The following is a 22,366-nucleotide window of genomic DNA, read 5'->3' on the forward strand; positions in this document are numbered from 1 at the left end:
ACTGCTCATCAGTCAGCTGCGCAAAACGAGACACCCAACAAGCATGCCAAAGAGCGCCGGGCCGAATTTAGAGACACGCCCTAGCGGCACCCGGCGCCGCCGCGGCCCGGTTTTCCACATACGGCAACCGGGCCGTTCCCCCGCCCAGACACCACGAATAGCCTTGGGTGTGGGAGATGGACTAAGATATTGAAGTCTGTGCTGCGCCCTGCCCCCGAACTTTCGGTGGCGGAGCCTTGCACGGCATCGCAAATGAACCTCCTGTTACGGAAATACCGTAACCGCTTAGCCCAAAGGAGGTGGGTTCACATATGCGTCCTTACGAATTGATGGTAATCATCGACCCCGAGGTCGAAGAGCGTACCGTTGAGCCGTCGCTTCAGAAGTTCCTGAATGTCATCACCACCGATGGTGGAACCATCGAGAAGGTTGACATCTGGGGCCGTCGTCGCCTGGCTTACGACATCAAGAAGAAGTCTGAAGGTATCTACGCCGTGGTGAACTTCACCGCTGAGCCGGCTACCGCCAAGGAACTTGACCGCCAGCTGTCTCTGAACGAGACCATCATGCGCACCAAGATCATCCGCCCCGAAGACCAGAAGGTTGTTGCTGAGTAATTCAGCTCCCGACTTTCCAATCTTTACCCCGTAGGAACGAAAAAGGAGGCAGTAGATGGCAGGCGAAACCACTATCACGGTCATCGGTAATCTCACCAATGACCCGGAGCTGCGGTTCACCCCGTCTGGCTCGGCAGTAGCGAACTTCACCATCGCTTCTACTCCCCGGACTTTCGACCGCCAGTCCAACGAGTGGAAGGACGGGGAAACCCTGTTCCTCCGCGCGTCGGTGTGGCGCGAGGCAGCCGAGAACGTGGCCGAATCCCTCACCAAGGGCATGCGCGTCATCGTTTCCGGCCGCTTGAAGAGCCGCTCTTACGAAACCAAGGAAGGCGAGAAGCGCACCGTCATCGAGCTTGAGGTCGACGAAATCGGCCCCAGCCTCCGGTACGCCAATGCCAAGGTCAACCGTACCCAGCGCTCCGGCGGTGGCGGGTTCGGCGGCGGCAACGGCAACCAGGGCGGCTTCGGCGGCGGCGGTGGCTTCGGGGGCGGTTCTGGTGGAAACCAGGGCGGCAACCCCGGTGGAGGATGGGGCGGTGGCAACCAGCCCGCACAGCAGGACGACCCGTGGGCTACCCCCGGTGTCAGCAATGCAGGCGGCTGGGGCAACGGCCCGGATTCCGAACCTCCCTTCTAAACAAACATTCACGTCCGACGCCGGAACCCGCCCGGGTGCCGCAAGGCACCCAAGGTGGCAGACGCTGTCGGGCACCACCATCCCGTGGATCAATATCCACGGGCTCCATAGAAAAGGAGCTCCACGATGGCTAAGGCTGAACTCCGTAAGCCCAAACCAAAGTCCAACCCCTTGAAGGCCGCTGACATCACCGTCATCGACTACAAGGACGTAGCACTGCTGCGCAAGTTCATCTCCGACCGCGGAAAGATCCGCGCTCGTCGCGTCACTGGCGTTACCGTTCAGGAACAGCGCAAGATCGCCCAGGCAATCAAGAACGCCCGCGAAGTTGCACTGCTGCCCTACTCCGGCGCTGGCCGCGGCTAAGGAAGGGATTAACTAACATGGCAAAGCTCATTCTGACCCACGAAGTTACCGGTCTCGGTGCTGCTGGCGATGTTGTCGAGGTCAAGAACGGTTACGCACGTAACTACCTCCTGCCCCGCGGCTTCGCTCTGACCTGGACCCGTGGTGGCGAGAAGCAGGTTGAGTCCATCAAGGCTGCACGTGCTGCCCGCGCCCACGCTTCGGTTGAAGCTGCCCAGGCCCAGGCTGCTGCACTGTCCGCCAAGAAGGTCCAGCTCGTTGTGAAGGCCGGCGAGTCCGGTCGTCTCTTCGGCACCGTCAAGCCGGCCGACGTCGCTGCTGCTGTTGAGGCTGCCGGTCTCGGCTCCATCGACAAGCGCAACGTTGAACTGCCGAACCACATCAAGTCTGTTGGTTCGTACCAGGCCAACGTCCGCCTGCACGAGGACGTTTCCGCTGTCATCGACCTCGAGGTCGTTGCTGCGAAGTAGCTCACGCTGCACGAAAGGCCCCCGCTCCCGGATTTCCGGAGGCGGGGGTCTTTTGCCTTAACTTCGTCCGGTGTTCGAAGCGCGAACGGGCAGCTGATGCCCTTTAGCCCGCGGAAAAGGGGCATTATCTGCCCGTTCGCGCAACCCCTTCAGGGAAAGCCTGCGGCGGGCGGGCCGGGGTCAGACGCCCCAGTGGGCCAGGATTGCGTCGCAGAAGTCGTCGTTCGTTCCGGTCGAACCGAAGATCTGCTCTTCGCTGATCAAATCGCCGGTGGCCGTGTCGAACGTCAGGAGCCTGCGGATCTGACCGTCGCCCTTGGCGAGGAGCTTGCCGTCACTTCCGACAAGCCGGTTTTCTCCGGTCAAAAGCACAGTGATGCTGAGCGTCCCGTCGCCGTTGTCGACGATCTTGAGGTCCTTGGCGAGCGTGTTCGGCTGGATGTCCGTCACGGTCATCCCGTTGTAGGTGAACGTCTGGACAACCCTGCTCTCCTCGTGGAACCACAGCAGGTCACTGCCGCGCGTCTTGATGGAGCCGGAGCCGGTCTGGTCATAGGTGAAGGACGGCTGCAGTCCCGAACCGCAGAAGTCGTCGACGACGCCGCTGGTCGAGAAGTCGAGGCTGTAGCGTTCGACGACCTCCGCATTGGCGGGGGCAGCTCCCATGACGGTGAGGCCGCCGAGGAAGAGGGCAGTGACGAATGGGCTGAGTTTACTGAGCATGGTGGTGGCTTTCGATCGGGCAGATCTGCGCACAGATACGGAAAGTGTCACTTGCGGTGCCTGGCGGCCCGCCAGATACCGGCTGCGACGACGACCCAGCCTGCCGTGATCTTACTCCCCGGCCGCGCCTCGCGATACGCCCCGCGGGGGTCGAATGTGCCCTCGCGAAATTGGTTCTCAGGGCCGGTGCAGTTCCGTCATTACGTAGTCGTAACCGGTCCGGACCAACTGTTCCAGCACGCCCGGATCCACGTCGGAAAGCTTGTTGATGTACAGGCATCCCACCCCGGTTTTGTGCTTGCCCAGCCGGGGCAGCAGTTCCTCGGCGTCCGGGCCATAAATCAGCCCGTACAGCGCCAGATTGGCTTTCCGGGGAGAGAAGCCGACGGCGGCCGTATCGCCTTCGCGGCTGGCGCCCCTGTAGTGGTACGTCCCGAAGCCCACGATGCTCGGCCCCCACATCACGGGCTCCAGCCCGGTCACCTCCCGCATCATGTCCAGGAGTGCGAAGCCGTCCGCCCGCCGGACGGGATGCTCCACCGCGGCCAGGAACTCTTCGACGGGCACGGCGGTGGGCTGCGTCTTGTTCTCATCCATGGCGGTAGTTTCGCAGACCGCCACGGGCGCTGCCAGAGGATTGGCGTGACCCCGGGTCAGCGTTTAGCGTGAGACTTATGTCAGCATCCGATGCTTCCGCGAGGGCCAACGGCAACCCCCTGCTGGTCCTCGGCAAGATCACGTCCATCCTGGACGCTTTCTCCCTGTCGAAGCCCGTACTGCAGCTCAGCGACATCCGCGAGCACACCGGCATGCCGACGTCCACGGTGCAGCGGCTGGTTACCAACCTGACCTCGCAAGGGTTCCTGGACCGCGAAGGCGACGCGTACCGGATCGGCATGCGGATGGCGTACTGGGCTGCGCCGGCCACGCGTGGCATGGACGTCGTGGACATCCTCAGCCCACTGCTCAAAACCCTGCGCGATACAACCGGCGAGACGGCCTGCTTCTTCAAGGCGGAGCAGCACTACCGCGTCTGCGTGGCGATGGCAGACACGCACCACGCGCTGCGCCGCGAAATGCACCTTGGCAAGATTGTGCCGCTGCACGCCGGGTCGGCCGGCAGGGTCCTGCTCGCCTGGTCCCCGGAACTGATGGAGGCCGTGCTGCAGGATCCCCTGGAGCCGATCACGGACTACACGATCACCAGCTCGGAAGAACTGGAAAACGCGGTGAAGAAGACCCGCGCCGACGGGTTCGCGATCACGGTAGGTGAGCGGGAAGACGGCGCATCGGGTCTTTCGGCCCCGGTTTTCGATTCGGCGGCCGCGCTGGTGGGTGCGGTGACCATCAGTGGGCCGACCCTGCGCATGCCCCTGGAGACCTGCGAGGCCTGGGTGGAGCCGCTGCTTGCCACTGCGGAGCACATGACGCGGCTGATCGGCGGACGGTTCCCCGGAGAGGGCTAGGATGTACCCCGGTCCCGGCCCGCTGGGGCGCGGCCGGTCATGCCGCCGCGGCCCGTCATGCCCGCACGGGCGGGTTGACGGCGTGGAGCGGCAAGCGGCCCTCGGCCATGGCGATGGCGTTCAGGGCGCTGAGCCGGGCCATCTCGGCCCGCACGGACACGGTGGCGCTCCCGACGTGCGGCAGGAGGACGGTGTTGGGCAGTTCCGCAAGGCCCGCCGCGAGCCGGGGCTCGTCCTCGAACACGTCCAGGCCGGCGCCGGCGATGACACCGGCGCGGAGGGCGTCCACCAGCGCGGCCTCGTCCACCACCGGTCCGCGGGCCGTGTTGATGAGGATGCCGCCGGGCTTCATGCCAGCCAGCACGGCCGCGTCCACCAAGTGATGGGTCTGGGCGTTCAGGGGGACGTGCAGCGACAGGAAATCGCTGCGCTCCACGAGCTCCGGCCACGGCACCTGCCGGACCTTGCCCGCGAACTCGCCCAGTTCGCCGTCGTCGACCGGACGGTCACCGGGCGGGCGCGGCGCAAACAGCACCTCCATGCCGAAGCCCAGGGCCCGCCTGGCCACGGCACGGGCGATCCTGCCGAAGCCGGCGAGGCCAAGGACTGCCCCCGAGACATCCCGGCCCAGCATGAACTCCGGTTCCCACCCGAGGAACTTTCCCGCACGGACCACGGTGTCGGCCTCTACGACGCGGCGGGCGGTGCCAAGAATGAGGAGCATGGCGATGTCCGCCGTCGCATCCGTCAGGACGCCGGGGGTGTTGCCCACCATGATCCCGTGGCGCGTGGCGGCGTCGACGTCGATGTTGTTGTAGCCCACCGCATAGTTGGAGACGCCCTTGACCCGGGCATGGGCCAGCAGGTCCGCGTCGACGACGTCGCGCAACTGGGTGAGGACGACGTCGTAGTTTCCCGATGCGCACAGCCTCGAAAGGGTCGCGTAGTCAGGCGGCTCGGGAAGGACGGTGACCTGGCCGGCGTCGGACAAGAGCCGCAGGCCGGGCTCCGGGATAGGAGTGGTGACCAGGAACCGGGCGCCCACGCTCAGTTGCCCCCGGCGGTGGCCGACGGGATCACCCAGTCGAAGGCGGCCGCGCGGGAACGCGCTCCCTGGGCGGACTTCGAGCGGTTCGGCTCGCCGAGTTCGGCGAGCAGCTTCTCGGAGAGGACCACCAGTTCACCGAAGGTGCCGGGTGTGAGCCACCCGGGCCGGGTTGCGAACAGGATGTCCTCGCTGGAAGTGTTCCCGCTGGCTCCCGGGGCGAAGGGGCAGCCGCCCAGGCCGCCGAGGGCGCCATCCACCATGGCTGCCCCGGCCTGGATCGCCGCGAGGGTGTTGGCCACGCCCAGGCCCCAGGTGTCGTGGCCGTGGTAGACGATCCTGCGCGCGGGGGACTCGTCGCGGACACGGGCTATCAAGCGGGACACCTGGGCCGGGACGGCCTGGCCCAGGGTGTCGCAGATGACGATGTCCGTGGTGCCCTCGGCCCGCGGATCGTTGGCGATGGCGAGGATGCGCTCCTCCGGGACGTATCCCTCGAAGGGGCATGTGAAGGACGTCGCGATGCAGAGCTGGATCTGCCCGTTCACGGCGCGGGCGTACCCGACCGCCTCGGGCAACGCGGCGAGGCTTTCGTCCGTGGTGCGGCCGATGTTCGCCTTGTTGTGCGAATCCGAGGCGGACAGGCAGTACTGGAAGTTCCGCGCCCCGGCTGCAGAAGCCTTGGCGACGTGGCCCGGCGTCGCCACCCAGATCCAGCACTTCTCGAGTTCCTCGGGCGTGAGGGCCTGCACCACCTCCAATGTGTTCGCCATGGTGGGTACCAGGTCCGGGCGCGCCATGGATCCGAGTTCGATGGCGGGCACGCCCAGGCGGAGGAGTTCCCGGACAGCCTGGATCTTCTGCTCCGTCGGCAGGAGCTTGCCGGTGAGCTGGAGCCCGTCGCGGAGCGTGACATCCCGGAGAATGGCGTCGCCCAGCGTCGTGTCTGCAAAGCGGTTCATGCTTGGAGGGCCTCCTTGCGGCCGGACGCCGCTTCGATCTGTGCGGCGTCCATGTCCAGGAGGCCGCCGAGGATTTCCCGGGTGTTTTCGCCCAGGTCCGGGCCGAGGTTCCGGATGGGCAGGGATTGGTCTCCGATCACCGGAACGATGCCGGGGAAACCCACCCCGGGAAGGATGTCTTCGCCCGTGGAGACGTCGAATTTCTGGATCATGCCGCGGGCGGCATATTGGCTGTCCGTGCTGATGTCGGCCGCGGTATAGATGGGGCCGGCGGGCACGCCTGCGGCGTCGAGGGCCGCCAGGGCCTCGGCGGCGGTAAGCTGCCCGGACCACTCGCCGATTGCCTGGTCCAGTTCCTCGCGCCGCGCCCAGCGTCCGGCGTTGCTCTGCAGTTCAGGATCCTCTGCGAGGTCCGGCCGGCCGATGGTCTGCATGTACCGCTGGTAGATGGAGTCACCGTTTCCGGCCACCACGATGCTCGCACCGTCCTTGCAGACGTACGCATTCGACGGCGCAATGCCTTCCATCCGGCCGCCCACCCGCTGCCGGTCCACGCCGTAACCCTGGTAATCCGGGATGAGCGATTCCATCATGGAGAACATCGCCTCGTTCAGCGCAACGTCAATGATGCGTTCGGTGAGCGGAACAGCGCCGGCCGCGTTCCGCCGTCGAGCTTCACGCTGGTACAGGCTCATCATGGAGCCGAAGGCGGCATACAGCCCCGCGATCGAGTCCCCGATGGAGACGCCCACGCGCACCGGTGCGCGGTCCGGGTCGCCCACCAGATTGCGGAACCCGCTGTAGGCTTCGGCGACGGCGGCAAACCCCGGCCGCTCGGACAACGGCCCGGTCTGCCCGAAGGCGGAGATCCGGGTGACGATGAGGTCCGGATTGGCTTCATTGAGGACCTCGGGGCCGAGGCCCCATTTCTCCAGCGTGCCCGGCCGGAAGTTTTCCAGCAGGATGTCCGACTTCGCCACCAGCGCGAGGACGGCCTGTTTGCCGGCCTCGGTCCGCAGGTCCAGGACCACGGACTTCTTGTTGCGGTTCAGGGTGCGGTAGAGCAGGGAGGTGTTGCCTTTGTGCAGCCGCCAGTTGCGCAGCTCGTCACCGGTGCCCGGCCGCTCCACTTTGATGACTTCGGCGCCGAAATCGGCGAGGAGCCTGCCCGCGGTGGGCGCGGCGATGTAGTTGCCGAGTTCCAGGACCCGGACGCCGTCCAGCGGGGCGATTGTTTCGTGTGTCATGGTCTTCTTTCGTGCTTGGTGCTTCGTGGTGGCGCGGTGCGGGTTAGAAGAGCAGGCTCATGGGCATGATCAGGAGGATCGCGACGACGGAGGCAACCGAGACGCCCACCGTGACCGATTTCAGTGCACCCCTGACACTCTGGCCCAGGAGGGACTGCAGGAGCCAGAATGTGTTGCTGGTGACGTGAACCATGAAGAGCGAGCCGGCGCCGGCGGCCAGGGCCAGGAGGACCGGATCCAGGCCGATGGCCGGGGCGATGGGTGCCAGCAGTCCGGCCGCGGTGATGGCGGACAGGGTCACGGAGCCGACGGCGATGTGCAGCATCGCGGCGATGGCCCAGACAACGAGCAGGGGCGCAACCGTGCTTGCGGAGAAGAACCCGCCGAGGATGTCGCCGAGCCCGGCGGCCTTCACGGTGGCGGCGAGGGAACCGCCGACGCCCGTGAGGATGAGGATCTGGCCGCTTTCCTTGAAACCGACCGCGATGGCGGCCTCCACCTTCTGCTGTCCGATGGACGCGCGGGTCACCAGGCAGGTGCCGATCAGTCCGATGAGCAGGGCAATGACCGGTTCGCCGAGGAGCTGCAGCCACGGAAGGTCGATCTCGAAAATCTCCAGCAGCGCTCCGGCACCGATGAGCAGCAGTGACGTGAGGAGCGGGGCGAAGAGCACGATCAGCGGCGTTTCCTTGCGCTCCCGTTCGATGACCGTCACGGCGCTGCCGCTGGGCTGGGTGCCCGACGCTGTGCTCGTGGCCGGAGCCGGCGCACTCTGGAGGTAGTTCTCCGGTTCCTCGCCTTCGCTGTCTTCCTCGGCCACGAACGTGTGGTCCTCGTCCCGGGCTTCATTCCAGAAGCCGCGGCGGAAGAGGAACGTCATGACGGCGATCGAGATGATGATCGTGGGGATGACGAGCAGCAGGCCGAAGAGCAGCATCTTGCCCAGCGGCACATTCAGGAGGCCGGCCAGCGCCAGCGATGCGACGCCGGGCACCGTGAAGACAATGCCGCACTCCAGGGCGATGGCCATGGCCGCGGCCATGCGGGCCGTACCCAGTTTGCCGATTCTTGGGGCTAGTTTCCGGGCAAGCGGGGCGGAGATGACCAGCAGGACGTCCAGGAAGATCGACTGAAGCAGCGTGCCGATGGCCAGGCCCATGGTGTACGGGAGGCGCTTTGGGCCGAACGTCTTGAGGAGGTGTTCCACCAGGCGCCGGATGGCGCCGCTCTGGTTGAGGATGGAGCCCATCAGGACGCCGAAGGCGATCAGGAGGCCGACGTCGACCATGATTTCGCCGAAGCCGCCGGTGATGGTCTTGACGGTTTCTTCGACACCCAGTCCAACTGCCAGTCCGAGGTAGACGGAGGCGAGGACAAGGGAGATGACGGGGTTGACTCGAAAACGGACGATCAGCAGGACGGCGGCCAGCACCGCTACAGCCGTGTTGATGAGGACGGCAATGTCTGACATGGGGAATCCGATCGTTGGGCCTTCCACGGTGAAGGCTTGGGAACTGATGTGTACCGTGAGCCGGGCCACATTGCTAATCCCATATTATGGGTTTGAACTCATAATGCAAGCCTTTTGGTACGCCTCGGGCTGCTTGCATGGCGGGCGGGAATACTTCGATGGGCGCCGTGGTTTGGTGGTATAGATGCAAATGCATGTAATCTGTAAATCGAACCATCGAGCATCAGGAGAACGCCATGGAGACCCGCCGCATCACCGTCCTTTCCGCCGGACTCGGCGTCCCGTCGTCGAGCCGCCTGCTCGCCGACCAGCTCGCCGCCTCCGCGACGCGGCAGCTCGGTGAGGCAGGCTACGACGCGCAGGTCGACGTCATCGAACTGCGCGAGCTCGCCGTGGACATCGCGAACAACTTCGTCACTGGCTACGCGGGTCCGCGCCTTGCGGAGGTGATTGCCGGCGTCGAGCAGTCCGACGGGATCATCGCTGTCAGCCCGGTGTTCAGCGCCTCCTACAGCGGTCTGTTCAAGTCCTTCATCGACGTCCTCGACCCGAAGTCGCTGGACGGCAAGGCGGTCCTGATGGGCGCCACCGGCGGCACCGACCGCCACCAGATGGTGCTGGACCACGCCATGCGCCCGCTCTTCAGCTACCTGCGCGCCCGCATGACGCAGACGTCCGTTTTCGCCGGTCCCCAGGACTGGGGAAACAACGACGGCGGCGGCTCGCCCCTGTCGGCCCGCGTGGACCGCGCGGCCGGGGAACTGGTGCAGCTGCTGAGCGGGGAGCAGCCGCACCGCAAGGCCGACCCGCTGGCGTCCCTGCCCTTCGAGCAGCTCCTGGCGGGGATCACGGGCGGCCGGTAAGCGGCGGCAGGTCGGCGGGCGGGCCGAACTTTTCCGCCGCCCGGATCGTTGAGCGGGTCATGAAATGTCCTGTGGATTCAAATGACCTGGTGATGACCGACCGGAACGGCGTGGAGATCGACTACTGCCCCCAGTGCAGGGGCGTCTGGCTGGACCGGGGTGAGCTCGACAAGATCATCGACCGGGCCGCCACCCAGTACGGCGGGCAGTCCGTGCCGCCCGCACGCCAGGCTCCGCCCGCGCCCACCCCTCCGCCGCACTACAACCGCGACTACCTCGAACGGCCCCGCTACGACGACCGGAACGACCGGAACTACAACAAGGGCTACGACCGCGACTACGACCGGCGCAAGAAGAAGAAGGAAGGCTGGCTGGGGGACCTCTTCGACTTCTAGTCGCCCCGCGTTGCTGCGTTCCTTGGCGGCGGGGTTGTTCAGTCGTCGAGCAGGGCGATGAATTCGCGCGCCTGCGCGATGGAAATGTCCGAGTGGCGCACCAGGGCGAGGGCGGCAGCCTCCACGTCGCCGCTCTTGGCCAGGGTGCGGATGCGGCCGTAGATGTCGTCGTTGAGCATGTTGCTGCTGACCTCGCGGATCACGTCTCCCTTGCTGGCGATGGCCCGGTAGCGGTACGGGAAGCGTTCCGGTTCTTCATCGTCCGGGAGCAGGTCCGCGGGCGGCGGCTCGGGCTGCCGGAACGGCTGCGGGTGCGCCGCAAGGGCGGCGACGGCGTCGCGGGAGGCACGCAGGCCCTCTCCCGTGCTGCTGAGGTACAGCTTGATGGCGGCCATGGCCTGCCCCTGGGCGATGAGCGAATACAGCCGGCGGTGCTGCTCCTCGTTCAGCTTGGCCGCCGATTCGCGGGCAAGTTCCACGGCATCCACTGGCGCGTTGGCGGCGTCGTGTGCTGCCCGGTAGTCCGTGGCCCGGCGGCTCAGGCTGCGGTTGAGCAGCAGGACGGCGATGACCACGGCAACCAGGATCAGGGCCGGGATGATCAGGGATTCCATGTATCAGAGCCGATCTATGTAGTTCTTTGCGGTAAGCAGGTCCGCGCGGGTGTAGTCCCGTAGAAGTTTAATGGCCTGGATCTTCTGCCCGTTCCTGGCCAGGGATTGCAACTGCCGTACGAAGTCCGGATTCAGCTGCCCGTCGGGCAGCACCGCCTGAAGGCGGCCCGACGCCGGAGCTCCTGTTTTCGGAGCCACCGGGCCCTGCGGGGCCCGCCGCTCAGGGTGGTTCGGCTGGTTCTGCCGCGGGAGCGTGGAGGCGGCGGACGTTGTGGAGGCAGTGGCCCGTGCACGGGCGGCCAGGGCGGCCTGGACCTGTTCGGCCTGGTGTGCTGCGGAACGCCGGGCAAGTTCGCGCTGGTACCGCTCGGCGTCCGAGATGCCGAAGTCCCTGGGTTTGAAGGCCTGGTTCACGCCCCAAAGCACCATCAAGAGGATGACCACAGGTACGGCGACAATCAGCGCATCCCCCAAGGTGAAGTCCATGATTAGAGCTTATGCCAGTTGCTAGTTATCCACAGCACATTCCCAACCGGGCATGCTTTTTGAGAGGGCGCTGTCAAATTCTCCGGGAATTTGTGGGCAGCATCACATTCCGGGCATATTTTCGCCCTGAAGGGAGCGTCGGGCGTGCTGTCCATGCGTCCCTCGGCATTGAGGCTGTGGATGGGGAACGCCGGAAAATACTTTTCCTGCACAGCCTGTTCGAAGTGTTTTCCCAGCTCAGAGGCGGGTTCTGAAGGAAACTATTTTGCTTTCCACAGGGCGATGCACAGGCTGTGCACAAGCGTGGCCAAGTTATCCACGGGTTATCCACAGGCCCGGCTTGGCTCCCCGAAAAAGCGGGGATAACGTGTCTCAGTACCCCTTTCAGGTACGTGGATTGCCCCGTTTTTGCCGCCGCCGGAGCTTTGCGCACAGGTCCGTTTCGGGCCTTGTGGATTTCCCTGTGGATAATCGGTGGATTGCTGGGGAAATCCGGTTCTGCCGGTTCCTCAAGGACGCCGGCGGAAAATTGTCGGTGCCCTCGGCGAGTATGGGACATCGGCAGATTCCAGGCGGCCGGCAGCCCCTTCCGGGTGTGCGCCCCGGCTGCCTGACGCACCGGCGGTACACATGGAGGACGGCTTTGTCAGTTACGCACCTGGATTCGATTGAGGGCGGCCGCTCATCCGAGCTGGGCCGGACGCCCCCGCAAGACATAGCGGCTGAGCAGTCGGTCCTCGGCGGCATGATGCTGTCCAAGGATGCAATTGCGGACGTCGTGGAGATCGTCCGCGGCCATGACTTCTACCGTCCTGCCCACGAGACCATCTACGAATCCATCATCGACCTCTACGGGCGCGGCGAACCGGCCGACGCCGTCACCGTCTCGGATGAACTGACCAAGCGCGGCGAGATCAACAAGATCGGTGGTCCCGCCTACCTGCACGAGCTCATCCAGACGGTTCCCACCGCGGCCAACGCCGGCTATTACGCGGAGATCGTCGCGGAGCGGGCAGTGCTGCGCCGCCTCGTGAACGCCGGAACCAAGATCGTCCAGATGGGCTACGGCCAGGACGGCGAAGTGGAGGACCTGGTCAACCAGGCCCAGGCCGAGGTCTACGCCGTGGCCGAGCGGCGCACCGCCGAGGACTATGTCGCCCTGAAGGACGTCATGGAATCCACCGTGGACGAAATCGAGGCTTCCGGGCACCGCGGCGAGGGAATGACCGGGGTCCCCACCGGCTTCTATGAGCTCGACGAGCTCACGCATGGCCTCCACCCCGGCCAGATGATCGTCATCGCGGCCCGTCCCGCCGTCGGTAAGTCCACGTTCGCGCTGGACTTTGCCCGCTCGGCCGCCATCAAGAACAACCTCGCCACCGTGATGTTCTCCCTGGAAATGGGTCGGAACGAAATCGCCATGCGCCTGCTTTCGGCCGAGGCCACTATCAGCCTCCAGGACCTCCGCAAGGGCACCATCAAGGACGAGCAGTGGTCCAAGATCGCCACCACGATGGGCCGCATGAACGATGCCCCGCTGTTCATCGATGACAGCCCCAACATGTCCCTGATGGAGATCCGGGCCAAGTGCCGGCGCCTCAAGCAGCAGCACGACCTCAAGCTCGTGGTGCTGGACTACCTGCAGCTGATGAGCTCGGGCAAGCGCGTGGAGTCCCGCCAGCAGGAAGTCTCCGAGTTCTCCCGTGCGCTGAAGCTGCTCGCCAAGGAACTCCAGGTGCCCGTCATCGCCCTGTCCCAGCTGAACCGTGGCTCCGAACAGCGCCAGGACAAGCGCCCCATGGTCTCGGACCTGCGTGAATCCGGCTCCATCGAGCAGGACGCCGACATGGTCATCCTGCTGCACCGCGAAGACGTCTACGACAAGGAATCCCCGCGCGCCGGTGAGGCGGACATCCTGGTGGCCAAGCACCGTAACGGCCCCACCAAGGACATCGTGGTCGCCTTCCAGGGCCACTACTCGCGCTTCGCCAACATGGCGGGCGACTCAGGCGGCGGCGGCTTCTAGGAACGGGGAGCCTGCGCCCGGATCTCCAGCAGTTCCCGGGCGTGCGCGTGCAGCCGCTTGTCCTCGTCGCTGACCGGAACCCACTGGGGCACCGGCACCGAGGTTCCGCTGTCGTCGCGCGCCACCATCACCGTCAGGCAGTAGGTGGTGAGGTTCATTTCCCGGTTCTTCGGGCTGCCGGAACGCACGTGGACCGCCACGTGCATGCCCTTGTTGCCGGTGTACACCAGGCGCGCCTCCACCTCCACGACGTCGCCGATCAGCAGCGGCCGGTAGAAACGTACCCCGCCGGAGAACACCGCCACGGTGTCCCGGCCGCAGTACCGCGAGGCGCACACGTAGGCGGCCTCGTCGATCCATTTCATGACGATGCCGCCGTGCACCTTGCCTCCCCAGTTCACGTCGGTGGGGGAGGCCATGAAGCGCAGCACCACGCGCTCGGCCGTTCCGGCGTCGGTATATTCCTGGGCGTTCATTGCTTCGACGATCTGCTCGCGCACGGCGATCCGCGCCAGGGCGCTGTCGCGCTGTTCGATCTCGGCCGGCGTCGTCGGCGTGAACTGCGGAACCGGGACCGGCTTGCCGTCCGCGCCGACCGCCACGAAGATCACCAGGCACTGGCTGCGCATGGTGGCCGGGCCGCCCTTGGGGTCGGCTGCCGAGGTGACCGTGCGGATGTGCATCGAGGAGCGGCCCGTGTAGACGATGGTCGCCTCCACCTCCACCATGTCGCCGCTGTTCACGGGATCGCTGAAGTGGATGTTGCCGACGTATGCCGTCACGCAGTAGGACTTCGCCCAGCCCACGGCCGCCGCATAGGCCGCCTTGTCCACCCATTCCAGGACGGTGCCGGCGTCCACCGAACCGCTGTGCCCGACGTCGGTGGGGGCGGCGAGGAAGCGAAGGGTGACGGAGTGCGGTGCAGGCTCGCTCATGAGGCGAGTTTAGCTACGGGCCCGACGGCGGTGCCTTGTGTGACGGCGCCCGTCACCTGCCGTTCGGGGCGGCGGTGTCCGGAAGGGTCCGGCAACAATTCTTTACTTCTAATGAGAATCGTTATTGTTAAGCGCATGATCACTCAACCCTCATCCAAACCCCGTTTCATTCGCGCCCTCGCGGCCCCGTCCGCGGCGCTCACGGCCCTGTTGCTTGCCGGCTGCGCCGGTGCCGCCGCTCCGGGAACCGCGGGAGCGGCTTCCACCGCCCCGGACAGCGAGGCGTCCCGGCCTGCCGCCAAGGAAGCGCAAGGGCCCACGCCGCGCCTCGTCCTGACCCACGACGGCGGCATCACAGTCCTCGACGCCAAGACCCTGAAGCCCGTTGGCGGTGCGGAGATCGACGGCTTCAACCGCCTCAACCCGGCCGGCGACGGCCGCCACGTGCTGGTCTCCACCGGCGACGCCTTCCGGGTGTTCGACGCCGGCTCCTGGAGCGAGCCGCACGGCGACCACAGCCACCACTACGCGGGCGAACCGCGCCTCACGGAACGTGCCTTCGAGGCCAGCAAGTCCGGGCACGTCGTGCGCCACGCGGGAAAGGCGGTGCTGTTCAGCGACGGCTCCGGCAGGGTCGAAAGCTTCGACACCGCAGGGCTTGCGAAGGCCCTCGCAAACGGCCTGCCGGAGACGGACGTCTACACCGCAGCGGAAGCCCATCACGGCGTCGCGGTTCCGCTCGAGGACGGCGGCCTGCTGGTGACCCTCGGCAACGACGAGAGCCGCTCCGGCGCCGTCGTGCTCGGCCCCGGCAAGGGCCAGGACCGCAAGGAAATCGCCCGGAACGAAAACTGCCCCGGCGTCCACGGCGAGGCCGTCGCCGCGCACGGCACCGTGGTGCTCGGCTGCGAAAACGGCATGCTGATCTACAAGGACGGCACGTTCAGCAAGGTGGCCAGCCCCGATAAGTACGGACGCATGGGTAACCAGGCCGGATCCGAGGAATCGCCGGTGATCCTGGGTGACTACAAGGTGGACAAGGATGCTGAACTGGAACGCCCCACCCGCATCTCGTTGGTCAACACCGACACCGCCACGCTGCGGCTCGTTGACCTCGGAACCAGCTACTCCTTCCGCTCCCTCGGCCGCGGCCCGGCCGGCGAGGCCCTGGTGCTGGGAACCGACGGCGGCCTGCGCGTGATCGACCCCGCCACCGGCAAGGTCACCACGACCATCAAGGTGACGGCTCCGTGGACCGAATCGACCACCTGGCAGGACCCCCGCCCCACGCTCTTCGTGCAGGGCTCGACGGCGTTCGTCACCGAGCCGGACGCCCGCAAGATCCATGCCGTGGACCTGAAGAGCCGCAAGGTGCTCAAGAGCGCCGTCCTGGACGTCGTGCCGAACGAGCTGACCGGCGTCGAGGGCTGAGTCCCCCTGCGCTGACGCCCTAAGCCGAGGCTCCCTTAACGCGAAAACGCACCCGCCGAAACGGGTGCGTTTTCCAGTTGAAGGAGGAGTTTACGCGAGCACGCCGAGCTTGGAGCCCTTGCGGCCGAAGGCTGCGGCGTCAACGGAGGCCCGTCCGGCGCCTGCGAAGGCCAGGGCGAGGGCGCCGCCGCCGAGGGCAAGCACGAGTTCATAGCCGCCGTTGGCGACAAAGACGCCGGCCAGCGCGTGCACCAGCACCAGTGCACCGAGCATGTCCACTGCGAGGAGCGCACCGAAGACGCGGGTCAGGAGGCCGGCGATGAGGGCGATGCCGCCCACCAGTTCCAGGCCGGCGACGACGGGTGCCACCACGGATGCGCCGGGGACTCCCATCTGGGTGAAGGCGGCCTGGGTGCCGGCGATGGTGAATTCATTGAATTTCTGCCAGCCATGCGCGGCGAAGATGAATCCGACGATGACGCGCAGGACGGTAAGGGCTGTGTTGGTCAGGGTGGACTTGTTCATGATTCCAGCGTTCCGAAAATTGCTTGAAGTGTCAAGTAAATGTGACGTGAAACAACGGGACCCAAGCTTGTCCGCCCTGCCCGTTATGGTGGAAAAGTGCCCCAGACCGTAGCCCGTGCCGCCAACCCCTCCCATGCCCGCGAGATCCTGCGCCTCGCCGTTCCGGCCTTCGGTGCGCTGATCGCCGAACCCCTGTTCCTCCTGGCGGACTCGGCCATCGTGGGCCATCTCGGCGTAAGCCAACTGGCCGGCGTCGGGTTGGCATCCACGCTGCTGCACACCGCCGTCGGGCTGATGGTCTTCCTGGCTTATTCGACGACGCCGGCGGTCGCCCGTGCGATCGGCGACGGCAAGCTGTCCAAGGCCCTCGCGGCAGGGCGCGACGGCGTCTGGCTGGCACTGCTGCTCGGCACGGTACTGGCGGTGGCCGGCTTCTTCGCGGCCGGGCCGCTCGTGGACCTGTTCGGCGCCGGGGGAGAGGTGCGCGGCTTCGCCGTCGACTACCTCCGCTGGTCCATGCCCGGGCTGGTGGCCATGCTGCTGATCTTCGCCGGGACGGGCGTCCTCCGCGGCCTGCAGGACACCCGCACCCCGCTCGTGGTGGCAACCGCGGGCTTCGCCCTCAACATCGCCTTGAACTGGGTGCTGGTCTACGGGCTGCACCTCTCGGTCGCCGGGTCGGCGCTCGGCACCAGCATCGCGCAGTGGGCAATGGCCGCGGTGTACCTGGTGATGGTCGGCCGCAATGCCCGCCGGCACGGGGTATCCCTGCGGCCGGACTGGCACGGAATCCGGGCCATGACCACGGTGGGTTCCTGGCTGATGCTCCGCACTCTCTCGCTGCGCCTGGCGATACTCGCCACCGTGCTCGTGGCCACCTCGCAGGGCGCGGTGAACCTGGCAGCGCACCAGCTCACCATGACCATCTTCTCCTTCCTGGCCTTCGCGCTGGATGCCCTCGCGATCGCGGCGCAGGCCCTGATCGGCAAGGAACTCGGCGCCGCCCGGCCCGCCCAGGCCCGGGAACTCACCCGCACCATGATCCGCTGGGGGCTGGGCTTCGGCGTCGTAACCGGGGTGCTGCTGGCCGTCGCCGCGCCGTGGGCCGGCCTGCTTTTCACGTCGGACACCGCCGTCCAGTCGGCGCTGACCGGGGCGCTCTGGATCCTGGCCGCCGGGCAGCCGCTGGCCGGCTTCGTGTTCGTGCTCGACGGCGTGCTGATCGGCGCGGGCGACGCCCGCTACCTGGCGATCGCCGGCGTCGTGAACCTCGCCTTCTACCTGCCGCTGCTGGCGGCCGTGCACCTGGCCCGTCCCGGGGGAGCGGCCGGGCTGCTCTGGCTCTGGGCGGCCTTCGGGCTGGGCTACATGCTGGCCCGCGGAGTCACCCTGGGCCTGCGCTCGCGCAACGACAAGTGGATGGTGCTGGGGTCCTGACCCGGCGCCGGCCGCCCCGACGGCAGGGCGGGTTCTGATCGCTAAACTGGATGGGTGACTTCCCCCTCCTCGTCAGCATCTGTCCCTTCCTGGCTCTCCGGCTCCGACAGCGCCGCGCCCTGGAAGCCGGTGTTGCTGCGCGCCGCCATCGCCCTCGTTTTCGGGGCCGTGACGGTGTTCTGGGGTGCGCCGTCCGTGCAGGTCCTCGCCTGGGCGCTCGGCCTTTACCTGCTGGCGACGGCGTTTGCGGTGCTGCGGATCTTCCCTGTGCTGCGGATCTTCCCGGTGCAACGGGGCGGAAGCGCCCCGCTTGGGATCGCCGCGGTGGTCGCCTTGGGCGGCGTGGGTGCGCTGCTGACCCAGTCCGACGCCGGTGCCACCGCTTCGGCCGCCCTTGCCCTGCTGGTGCTCGGCGTGTGGGAAGTGGTGCAGGGGCTGCGCCAGCGCGGACGCCAGGTGCTGGCACGCGACTGGCTGATTTCCGGCGTCGTGGGCATTGGAACGGCGGCGTTGCTGCCGTTCTTCACCAACCTCGGAGCGCACGCCCTGCTGGGTGTCGCAGGCGGCGGCGCCATCATTACGGGGGTCCTGTGGACGCTCTCCGGCTTGAGCCTGCGGCATGACGCCGGCGGCCACGGAGACCGTGGGCACGGCGCGCCCGCCGAGGACGTAAACTAGTAACCGTACCTTCTACTTTCTGTAGAACTCTTGAGGCGCGCGAAGCGCCGGCACCATTGGAGGACCACCTTGGCAGACCAGAAACCAGGAGAGCCGCGCAAGATGCGGACCTCGGTGAAGGGCCCGCTGATGTTTTCCGCATTCTGGGGCGTGCTGGTCTTCTTCGCGGTGCTGATTTTCGCCTCGGGCGGCAGCGGCCATTCGCCGCGCTTCGACCTCGCCTTCACCGGCGGCGGCATCGCGTTCATTGTCAGCCTGGTCATGGCCGCGATGCTCTCCATGAGCTACAAGGAAAACGCCGAGCACCTGGGCAAGGGCTCCGGCGTCAATCTGACGTCCCGCAGGCCCGGCAGCCACGGCGGCGCCGTTCCCGGCCCTGCATCTTCCGGTCCCGAAAAGCCCGAGACGCCGGGACCCGGCACCAACTGACCCGGCACGGGCGTCCTGGATGCCAGCCGTCCAAGGCGCGCCGCCCTTATGCGCTCGCCGCCCCTATGCGCTCGCGCGACGCGCCCGGTACGCGGCCACGTGCGCCCGGTTGGCGCAGTTTCCCGTGTCGCAGTAGAGCTTGGAGCGGTTCCGGCTCAGGTCCAGGACCACGGCATCGCAGTCCTCCGCGGCGCAGACCCGCATGCGCTCGCCCTCCTTGCTGCGGATCACGTCCACCAGCGCCATGGCAGCCTCGGTGCCCATGCGGTCGGCAAGCGGCGCGTCCGGCGTGGTGGCGTGCAGGTGCCAGTCCCAGTGGTCGTGCTTCACGAGCTGGGGGAGTGCCTTCGCCTTCACCAGCAGCTGGTTGATCGCCTGCACGGCGGTGTCCTCGTCAGCCGTCCACAGCGCGGCGAGTTCCTTGCGGAGCCGCTTCACGCTCTCGAGTTCCCGCTCCGTTCCGGCCCGCACGCCGGTGAATTCTTCGGCGTCCAGGAACGCGTCAAGGTCCTCCGGGGTGACCAGTTCCTCGCCTCCGTTGGCAGCGGTGTTGATCAGGTTGACGACGGCGCGCAGGGCCACTTCAGTGTCAGGTGCAAAAAGCACTTTGACTCCTTACTTGGCTTGGGAGTATTGTCAGGAGCGTAACCCATTTTACTCCTGACAGGAGGCGAGCTGTGTCAGCTGCCAAGAGCCGGGGCGCGGCAGGCTTCATGGCCTCCGGCCTGGGCGTCGCGCTTTTCTCCTCGGCGGTCTTCGGGCTGTCCGGCTCTTTCGCGAAATCCCTCCTGGAGTCAGGCTGGACGCCGGGCGCCGCCGTCGCGGTCCGCCTCAGCGGTGCCGCACTGGTCCTGGCGGTTCCCGCCGCCGTCGCACTCCGCGGCCGCTGGCACCAGCTCAAGGAAAACTGGCTCACCATCCTGCTGTTCGGCCTCATCGGTGTGGCCGGCTGCCAGCTGTTCTACTTCAACGCCGTGGAGCGCCTGTCCGTGGGCGTTGCCCTGCTGCTCGAATACCTTGCCCCCACCATGATCGTGCTCTGGCTCTGGGTGGCCACCCGGCGCCGTCCGCGCGCACTGACCGCGATCGGCACCCTGCTGTCCCTGGGCGGCTTGGTCTTCGTGCTCGACCTCACCGGCGCCGTCAAGGTGGACTTCGTCGGCGTGCTCTGGGGCATGGCCGCCGCGGTCTGCCTGGTGATCTACTTCTTCATCACGGCCAAGCAGAACGACGGACTTCCGCCCCTGGTCCTGGCCGGCGGCGGTCTCCTGGCCGGTGCGATCGTCATGTGGGCGGCCGCTGCCTTCGGCCTTCTGCCGATGTCCTTCAGCACCGCCGACACCCACCTCGGCCCGTGGAACACCCCGTGGTGGGTGTCCGTCGCAGGCCTGGTGCTGCTGTCCACCGTGCTGTCCTATGTCACCGGCATCATGGCGGCCCGCAGCCTCGGTTCCAAGGTGGCGTCCTTCATTTCGCTCACCGAGGTGCTGTTCGCCGTCGTCTGGGCCTGGCTGCTGCTGTCCGAGCTGCCCAGCACTGTCCAGCTCCTGGGCGGCGCGCTGATCATCTGCGGCGTGGTGCTGGTGCGCGTGGACGAACTCCGCGCCGAGCGCCTGGCCGTTGCGCTGCCCGGCGGTGCCGAGCCGTGCGCGGAGCTTGACCACGCGAACGACGTCGAACCCGTGCCTTCCGTGCGGACGGTCCCGGCAGGGCCCCGGGAGCCTTAGCCGGCGGGCAATTTCAGCTGAGGGACCTAGGCGCCGGTCCAGCGACGCAACGTGCTGTTGATGAGGCCGATAAGGACGGCGGTCCACCAGCAGGCCTGGGAAACGGTGAGCGCAATCATGAGCCGAAGGCGCAGGCCGTGGGTCAGCTCGCTGAAGCGTGTGTGCGGCGGGAGAGCCAGCAAGCGGTGCATGGCGGGGCCGATGCTGAGGCCGTTCAGCATCAGTATGAGCACGGAAACGAGCTTGACCGCGGTCACCGGGTTGGTCAGGTCGGGGTCGATCAGTGCGCCGGAAATCAACAGCAGGGCGAGGCCGCCCCAAATCAGCGGTTTCGCAGTGGCTTCGAGTTTCCCGGATGCGTGCATTTCCACTTTGCCGAGCAGCCACAGCAGCCCCAGCCAGTCGACCACCAGGATCGTGCCGAAGGACAGCACGAGGGCCAGGATGTGAACGGCGAGGCCTAGCCTGTGGAGTTCGGGCCCGCAGTCCACAAACTGCCCGACAAGCACAGAAGCCAGCCATCCGGCGGTGCACAGTATCCCGAGCAAGACCAGGCGTCGGGCCTGTTTGCGCGTCAGCGGTGCCGGCGCAATTGCCGTCTCAACCTGTGGCGAATCGGTCCGGACCGGTGCTGGGGCCGTCATTTCTTGAACCGCAAAGATGCGCTGAAAGAAGTCATCATGGTCCTTGGAAGGAGGGGTCGGTAGGCAGACCCGGGAAGCCCCCTTGAGGGCCGCCCGGGCCGGAATACAGGGGCGACGAATCGGCCCCGGCAGCCGTGGCTACTCCTTCGTCAGCTCCACATCGGTGAATTCCACCGTGGTTCCCTTGGCCAGGGCTGGAGTTTCGGACTTTTCGCCGTGGCGGTTGAAGCCCGGAACGCCGAGGGTGGCGCGCAGCGTGTAGGTGCCTGCTTCAGGCACGGTGAAGTTGTTGGCGTAGTGGTAGAAGGTCGAGTAATAGAAGTTCAGCTTCAGTTCCTGGACGACCCTGTCCTGGGCATCCACCACTTCGAGGGTTATCGGCACGTCGGGAACGATCCGGCCCGTGGAGGTCTCGGTCGGGATGATCTCGATGTGATGTGTTTCGCCGGCTTTCGGCGCACGGAAGTGCGTTGCGTGCTCGTCGAACCAGGGTTCGGCAGCTTCCGTGATCAGGTTGACTGTCCATTCCCCGGACTCGACCGTTTTGCCCTTTTCCGCGAGCTCTTCGGCGAGCACTTCGTACTGTTTCTGAACGCCGGCCGGGACGGTGAAACCTTCCTCCTTTTGGGCGGCCTGGGTTGGGGCGGCCTGGGCGCCGCATCCGGTGAGGGCAGCGAGGGCGAGAGGGGCGGCCAAAAGAGCGGCCGTGGCGGCACGAAGCATCGTAAGTCCTTAATGAGGGTGCTGGGGGGAGGACCGTTCCGGTATCCGAACCGTGGCGGGGGTAAGCCACGTTTGCCAGGCCCGCGGGGAGTTTCCCACTGAGGGCCTCTCGGCTGGTTGGATCGCGGTCGAACGGCGCTACGCCTTGACTCGTTGGGGCGAGTTAGGCTGACCTAAGAGAAGATAGCCCGAGGCCGAAAATTATGCAAAGTTTCTGTGCGCTAATTCGCTGAACGTTACGAAACTGCGTGGAAGAGCGCGATGATCCGCTTAACTGCCGGAAGCCCGGACACTGTGTGTCCGGGCTTCCGTGTGTTGCTGAGCGTTAGTTCGAGGCCTGTTCCTGCTCGTTGGCGTTTTTGGTGGCCTTCTTGCCGGCTTCGTCGAGGGCCTGGGCGACCTTCTGGAGGGCGGTCATGTGCTGGGACTGCCATTCGTTGCGGAAG

The 22,366-nt window shown here is 66.4% G+C and carries 26 protein-coding genes; 13 read left to right on the forward strand and 13 right to left on the reverse strand.

The window, feature by feature from the left end; translation table 11 throughout:
• Positions 1-311 precede the first annotated feature (311 nt).
• From rpsF to rplI, 4 genes are all read left to right on the forward strand, one after another.
• Positions 312-617 carry a 30S ribosomal protein S6 gene (gene rpsF / locus D3654_RS12415; protein WP_021473324.1) on the forward strand — a complete coding sequence of 102 codons (306 nt, stop codon included), beginning with the start codon at positions 312-314 and terminating at the stop codon, positions 615-617.
• A 55-nt stretch (positions 618-672) separates the two neighbouring features.
• Complete coding sequence (locus D3654_RS12420) at positions 673-1,257, forward strand: single-stranded DNA-binding protein (protein WP_120521807.1); 585 nt, start codon at positions 673-675, stop codon at positions 1,255-1,257.
• A gap of 126 nt (positions 1,258-1,383) precedes the next feature.
• Positions 1,384-1,623, forward strand: coding sequence for a 30S ribosomal protein S18 (gene rpsR / locus D3654_RS12425; RefSeq protein ID WP_003800144.1), 240 nt, complete (start codon positions 1,384-1,386; stop codon positions 1,621-1,623).
• 17 nt (positions 1,624-1,640) lie between these two features.
• Positions 1,641-2,093 (forward strand): 50S ribosomal protein L9, encoded by a 453-nt coding sequence (gene rplI, locus D3654_RS12430; RefSeq protein WP_120521808.1) that lies wholly within the window; start codon positions 1,641-1,643, stop codon positions 2,091-2,093.
• Between the two features lie 180 nt (positions 2,094-2,273).
• On the opposite strand, the gene D3654_RS12435 is transcribed toward rplI, so the two are convergent.
• Positions 2,274-2,816 (reverse strand): hypothetical protein, encoded by a 543-nt coding sequence (locus tag D3654_RS12435; protein WP_120521809.1) that lies wholly within the window; start codon positions 2,814-2,816, stop codon positions 2,274-2,276.
• A gap of 177 nt (positions 2,817-2,993) precedes the next feature.
• Positions 2,994-3,413, reverse strand: coding sequence for a DUF1801 domain-containing protein (locus tag D3654_RS12440; RefSeq protein ID WP_120521827.1), 420 nt, complete (start codon positions 3,411-3,413; stop codon positions 2,994-2,996).
• A gap of 77 nt (positions 3,414-3,490) precedes the next feature.
• Between D3654_RS12440 and D3654_RS12445 the strand changes: the two genes are divergently transcribed.
• A complete protein-coding gene (locus D3654_RS12445; RefSeq protein ID WP_120521810.1) occupies positions 3,491-4,282 on the forward strand; it encodes an IclR family transcriptional regulator in 792 nt (263 codons plus the stop codon).
• A gap of 55 nt (positions 4,283-4,337) precedes the next feature.
• Here the strand turns inward: D3654_RS12445 and D3654_RS12450 are convergent, their stop codons facing one another.
• From D3654_RS12450 to D3654_RS12465, 4 genes are read right to left on the reverse strand one after another with little or no spacing between them, the layout of a single operon-like run.
• The gene (locus tag D3654_RS12450; protein ID WP_120521811.1) at positions 4,338-5,327 is read right to left on the reverse strand and encodes a 2-hydroxyacid dehydrogenase; all 990 of its coding nucleotides are present in this window, start codon (positions 5,325-5,327) and stop codon (positions 4,338-4,340) included.
• A 2-nt stretch (positions 5,328-5,329) separates the two neighbouring features.
• Positions 5,330-6,289, reverse strand: coding sequence for a beta/alpha barrel domain-containing protein (locus D3654_RS12455; RefSeq protein WP_120521812.1), 960 nt, complete (start codon positions 6,287-6,289; stop codon positions 5,330-5,332).
• A complete protein-coding gene (locus D3654_RS12460; protein WP_120521813.1) occupies positions 6,286-7,536 on the reverse strand; it encodes a CaiB/BaiF CoA transferase family protein in 1,251 nt (416 codons plus the stop codon). The genes D3654_RS12455 and D3654_RS12460 overlap by 4 nt, the downstream gene beginning before the upstream one ends.
• A gap of 43 nt (positions 7,537-7,579) precedes the next feature.
• On the reverse strand, positions 7,580-9,007 hold the full coding sequence (locus tag D3654_RS12465) for a GntP family permease (protein ID WP_120521828.1): 1,428 nt from the start codon (positions 9,005-9,007) through the stop codon (positions 7,580-7,582).
• A gap of 236 nt (positions 9,008-9,243) precedes the next feature.
• Between D3654_RS12465 and D3654_RS12470 the strand changes: the two genes are divergently transcribed.
• Entirely contained in the window at positions 9,244-9,870 is a 627-nt protein-coding gene (locus D3654_RS12470) for an FMN reductase (RefSeq protein ID WP_120521814.1), read from the forward strand.
• 71 nt (positions 9,871-9,941) lie between these two features.
• Positions 9,942-10,265 (forward strand): TFIIB-type zinc ribbon-containing protein, encoded by a 324-nt coding sequence (locus D3654_RS12475; RefSeq protein WP_245413207.1) that lies wholly within the window; start codon positions 9,942-9,944, stop codon positions 10,263-10,265.
• Between the two features lie 38 nt (positions 10,266-10,303).
• On the opposite strand, the gene D3654_RS12480 is transcribed toward D3654_RS12475, so the two are convergent.
• The gene (locus tag D3654_RS12480) at positions 10,304-10,879 is read right to left on the reverse strand and encodes a hypothetical protein (protein WP_120521816.1); all 576 of its coding nucleotides are present in this window, start codon (positions 10,877-10,879) and stop codon (positions 10,304-10,306) included.
• A gap of 3 nt (positions 10,880-10,882) precedes the next feature.
• Complete coding sequence (locus D3654_RS12485; RefSeq protein WP_120521817.1) at positions 10,883-11,365, reverse strand: hypothetical protein; 483 nt, start codon at positions 11,363-11,365, stop codon at positions 10,883-10,885.
• Between the two features lie 643 nt (positions 11,366-12,008).
• On the opposite strand from D3654_RS12485, the gene dnaB reads away from it, so the two are divergent.
• Positions 12,009-13,391 carry a replicative DNA helicase gene (gene dnaB / locus D3654_RS12490; RefSeq protein WP_115788306.1) on the forward strand — a complete coding sequence of 461 codons (1,383 nt, stop codon included), beginning with the start codon at positions 12,009-12,011 and terminating at the stop codon, positions 13,389-13,391.
• Here the strand turns inward: dnaB and D3654_RS12495 are convergent.
• The gene (locus D3654_RS12495) at positions 13,388-14,326 is read right to left on the reverse strand and encodes an acyl-CoA thioesterase (protein WP_120521818.1); all 939 of its coding nucleotides are present in this window, start codon (positions 14,324-14,326) and stop codon (positions 13,388-13,390) included. The genes dnaB and D3654_RS12495 overlap by 4 nt on opposite strands.
• Before the next feature lie 135 nt (positions 14,327-14,461).
• Between D3654_RS12495 and aztD the strand changes: the two genes are divergently transcribed.
• Positions 14,462-15,757 (forward strand): zinc metallochaperone AztD, encoded by a 1,296-nt coding sequence (gene aztD, locus D3654_RS12500; RefSeq protein WP_120521819.1) that lies wholly within the window; start codon positions 14,462-14,464, stop codon positions 15,755-15,757.
• Between the two features lie 90 nt (positions 15,758-15,847).
• On the opposite strand, the gene D3654_RS12505 is transcribed toward aztD, so the two are convergent.
• The gene (locus D3654_RS12505; RefSeq protein WP_120521820.1) at positions 15,848-16,282 is read right to left on the reverse strand and encodes a DoxX family protein; all 435 of its coding nucleotides are present in this window, start codon (positions 16,280-16,282) and stop codon (positions 15,848-15,850) included.
• A 96-nt stretch (positions 16,283-16,378) separates the two neighbouring features.
• On the opposite strand from D3654_RS12505, the gene D3654_RS12510 reads away from it, so the two are divergent.
• From D3654_RS12510 to D3654_RS12520, 3 genes are all read left to right on the forward strand, one after another.
• Positions 16,379-17,719 carry an MATE family efflux transporter gene (locus tag D3654_RS12510; RefSeq protein ID WP_120521821.1) on the forward strand — a complete coding sequence of 447 codons (1,341 nt, stop codon included), beginning with the start codon at positions 16,379-16,381 and terminating at the stop codon, positions 17,717-17,719.
• Positions 17,720-17,848: 129 nt separating this feature from the next.
• Entirely contained in the window at positions 17,849-18,397 is a 549-nt protein-coding gene (locus D3654_RS12515) for a hypothetical protein (protein WP_120521822.1), read from the forward strand.
• A 69-nt stretch (positions 18,398-18,466) separates the two neighbouring features.
• Positions 18,467-18,826 (forward strand): hypothetical protein, encoded by a 360-nt coding sequence (locus D3654_RS12520; RefSeq protein WP_120521823.1) that lies wholly within the window; start codon positions 18,467-18,469, stop codon positions 18,824-18,826.
• 63 nt (positions 18,827-18,889) lie between these two features.
• Here D3654_RS12520 and D3654_RS12525 read toward each other — a convergent pair whose 3' ends face one another.
• Complete coding sequence (locus D3654_RS12525; RefSeq protein ID WP_120521824.1) at positions 18,890-19,432, reverse strand: CGNR zinc finger domain-containing protein; 543 nt, start codon at positions 19,430-19,432, stop codon at positions 18,890-18,892.
• A 107-nt stretch (positions 19,433-19,539) separates the two neighbouring features.
• On the opposite strand from D3654_RS12525, the gene D3654_RS12530 reads away from it, so the two are divergent.
• A complete protein-coding gene (locus D3654_RS12530; protein ID WP_205571794.1) occupies positions 19,540-20,553 on the forward strand; it encodes an EamA family transporter in 1,014 nt (337 codons plus the stop codon).
• A gap of 26 nt (positions 20,554-20,579) precedes the next feature.
• On the opposite strand, the gene D3654_RS12535 is transcribed toward D3654_RS12530, so the two are convergent.
• Together D3654_RS12535 and D3654_RS12540 are read right to left on the reverse strand one after the other, a co-directional pair.
• Entirely contained in the window at positions 20,580-21,062 is a 483-nt protein-coding gene (locus D3654_RS12535) for a hypothetical protein (RefSeq protein WP_245413208.1), read from the reverse strand.
• 273 nt (positions 21,063-21,335) lie between these two features.
• Positions 21,336-21,920 (reverse strand): hypothetical protein, encoded by a 585-nt coding sequence (locus D3654_RS12540; protein ID WP_120521826.1) that lies wholly within the window; start codon positions 21,918-21,920, stop codon positions 21,336-21,338.
• Positions 21,921-22,366: the final 446 nt, after the last annotated feature.

The organism is Arthrobacter celericrescens (assembly GCF_003614925.1).
Taxonomy (GTDB): domain Bacteria; phylum Actinomycetota; class Actinomycetes; order Actinomycetales; family Micrococcaceae; genus Arthrobacter; species Arthrobacter celericrescens.

Coding starts and splice junctions, on each gene's coding strand:
- rpsR (WP_003800144.1), top strand. CDS start 1,384: ATGGCTAAGGCTGAACTCCGTAAGCCCAAACCAAAGTCCAACCCCTTG.
- D3654_RS12495 (WP_120521818.1), bottom strand. CDS start 14,326: ATGAGCGAGCCTGCACCGCACTCCGTCACCCTTCGCTTCCTCGCCGCC.
- D3654_RS12455 (WP_120521812.1), bottom strand. CDS start 6,289: ATGAACCGCTTTGCAGACACGACGCTGGGCGACGCCATTCTCCGGGAT.
- D3654_RS12465 (WP_120521828.1), bottom strand. CDS start 9,007: ATGTCAGACATTGCCGTCCTCATCAACACGGCTGTAGCGGTGCTGGCC.
- D3654_RS12505 (WP_120521820.1), bottom strand. CDS start 16,282: ATGAACAAGTCCACCCTGACCAACACAGCCCTTACCGTCCTGCGCGTC.
- D3654_RS12540 (WP_120521826.1), bottom strand. CDS start 21,920: ATGCTTCGTGCCGCCACGGCCGCTCTTTTGGCCGCCCCTCTCGCCCTC.
- D3654_RS12470 (WP_120521814.1), top strand. CDS start 9,244: ATGGAGACCCGCCGCATCACCGTCCTTTCCGCCGGACTCGGCGTCCCG.
- D3654_RS12420 (WP_120521807.1), top strand. CDS start 673: ATGGCAGGCGAAACCACTATCACGGTCATCGGTAATCTCACCAATGAC.
- D3654_RS12530 (WP_205571794.1), top strand. CDS start 19,540: ATGGCCTCCGGCCTGGGCGTCGCGCTTTTCTCCTCGGCGGTCTTCGGG.
- rplI (WP_120521808.1), top strand. CDS start 1,641: ATGGCAAAGCTCATTCTGACCCACGAAGTTACCGGTCTCGGTGCTGCT.
- D3654_RS12480 (WP_120521816.1), bottom strand. CDS start 10,879: ATGGAATCCCTGATCATCCCGGCCCTGATCCTGGTTGCCGTGGTCATC.
- rpsF (WP_021473324.1), top strand. CDS start 312: ATGCGTCCTTACGAATTGATGGTAATCATCGACCCCGAGGTCGAAGAG.
- D3654_RS12445 (WP_120521810.1), top strand. CDS start 3,491: ATGTCAGCATCCGATGCTTCCGCGAGGGCCAACGGCAACCCCCTGCTG.
- aztD (WP_120521819.1), top strand. CDS start 14,462: ATGATCACTCAACCCTCATCCAAACCCCGTTTCATTCGCGCCCTCGCG.
- D3654_RS12485 (WP_120521817.1), bottom strand. CDS start 11,365: ATGGACTTCACCTTGGGGGATGCGCTGATTGTCGCCGTACCTGTGGTC.
- D3654_RS12435 (WP_120521809.1), bottom strand. CDS start 2,816: ATGCTCAGTAAACTCAGCCCATTCGTCACTGCCCTCTTCCTCGGCGGC.
- D3654_RS12440 (WP_120521827.1), bottom strand. CDS start 3,413: ATGGATGAGAACAAGACGCAGCCCACCGCCGTGCCCGTCGAAGAGTTC.
- D3654_RS12460 (WP_120521813.1), bottom strand. CDS start 7,536: ATGACACACGAAACAATCGCCCCGCTGGACGGCGTCCGGGTCCTGGAA.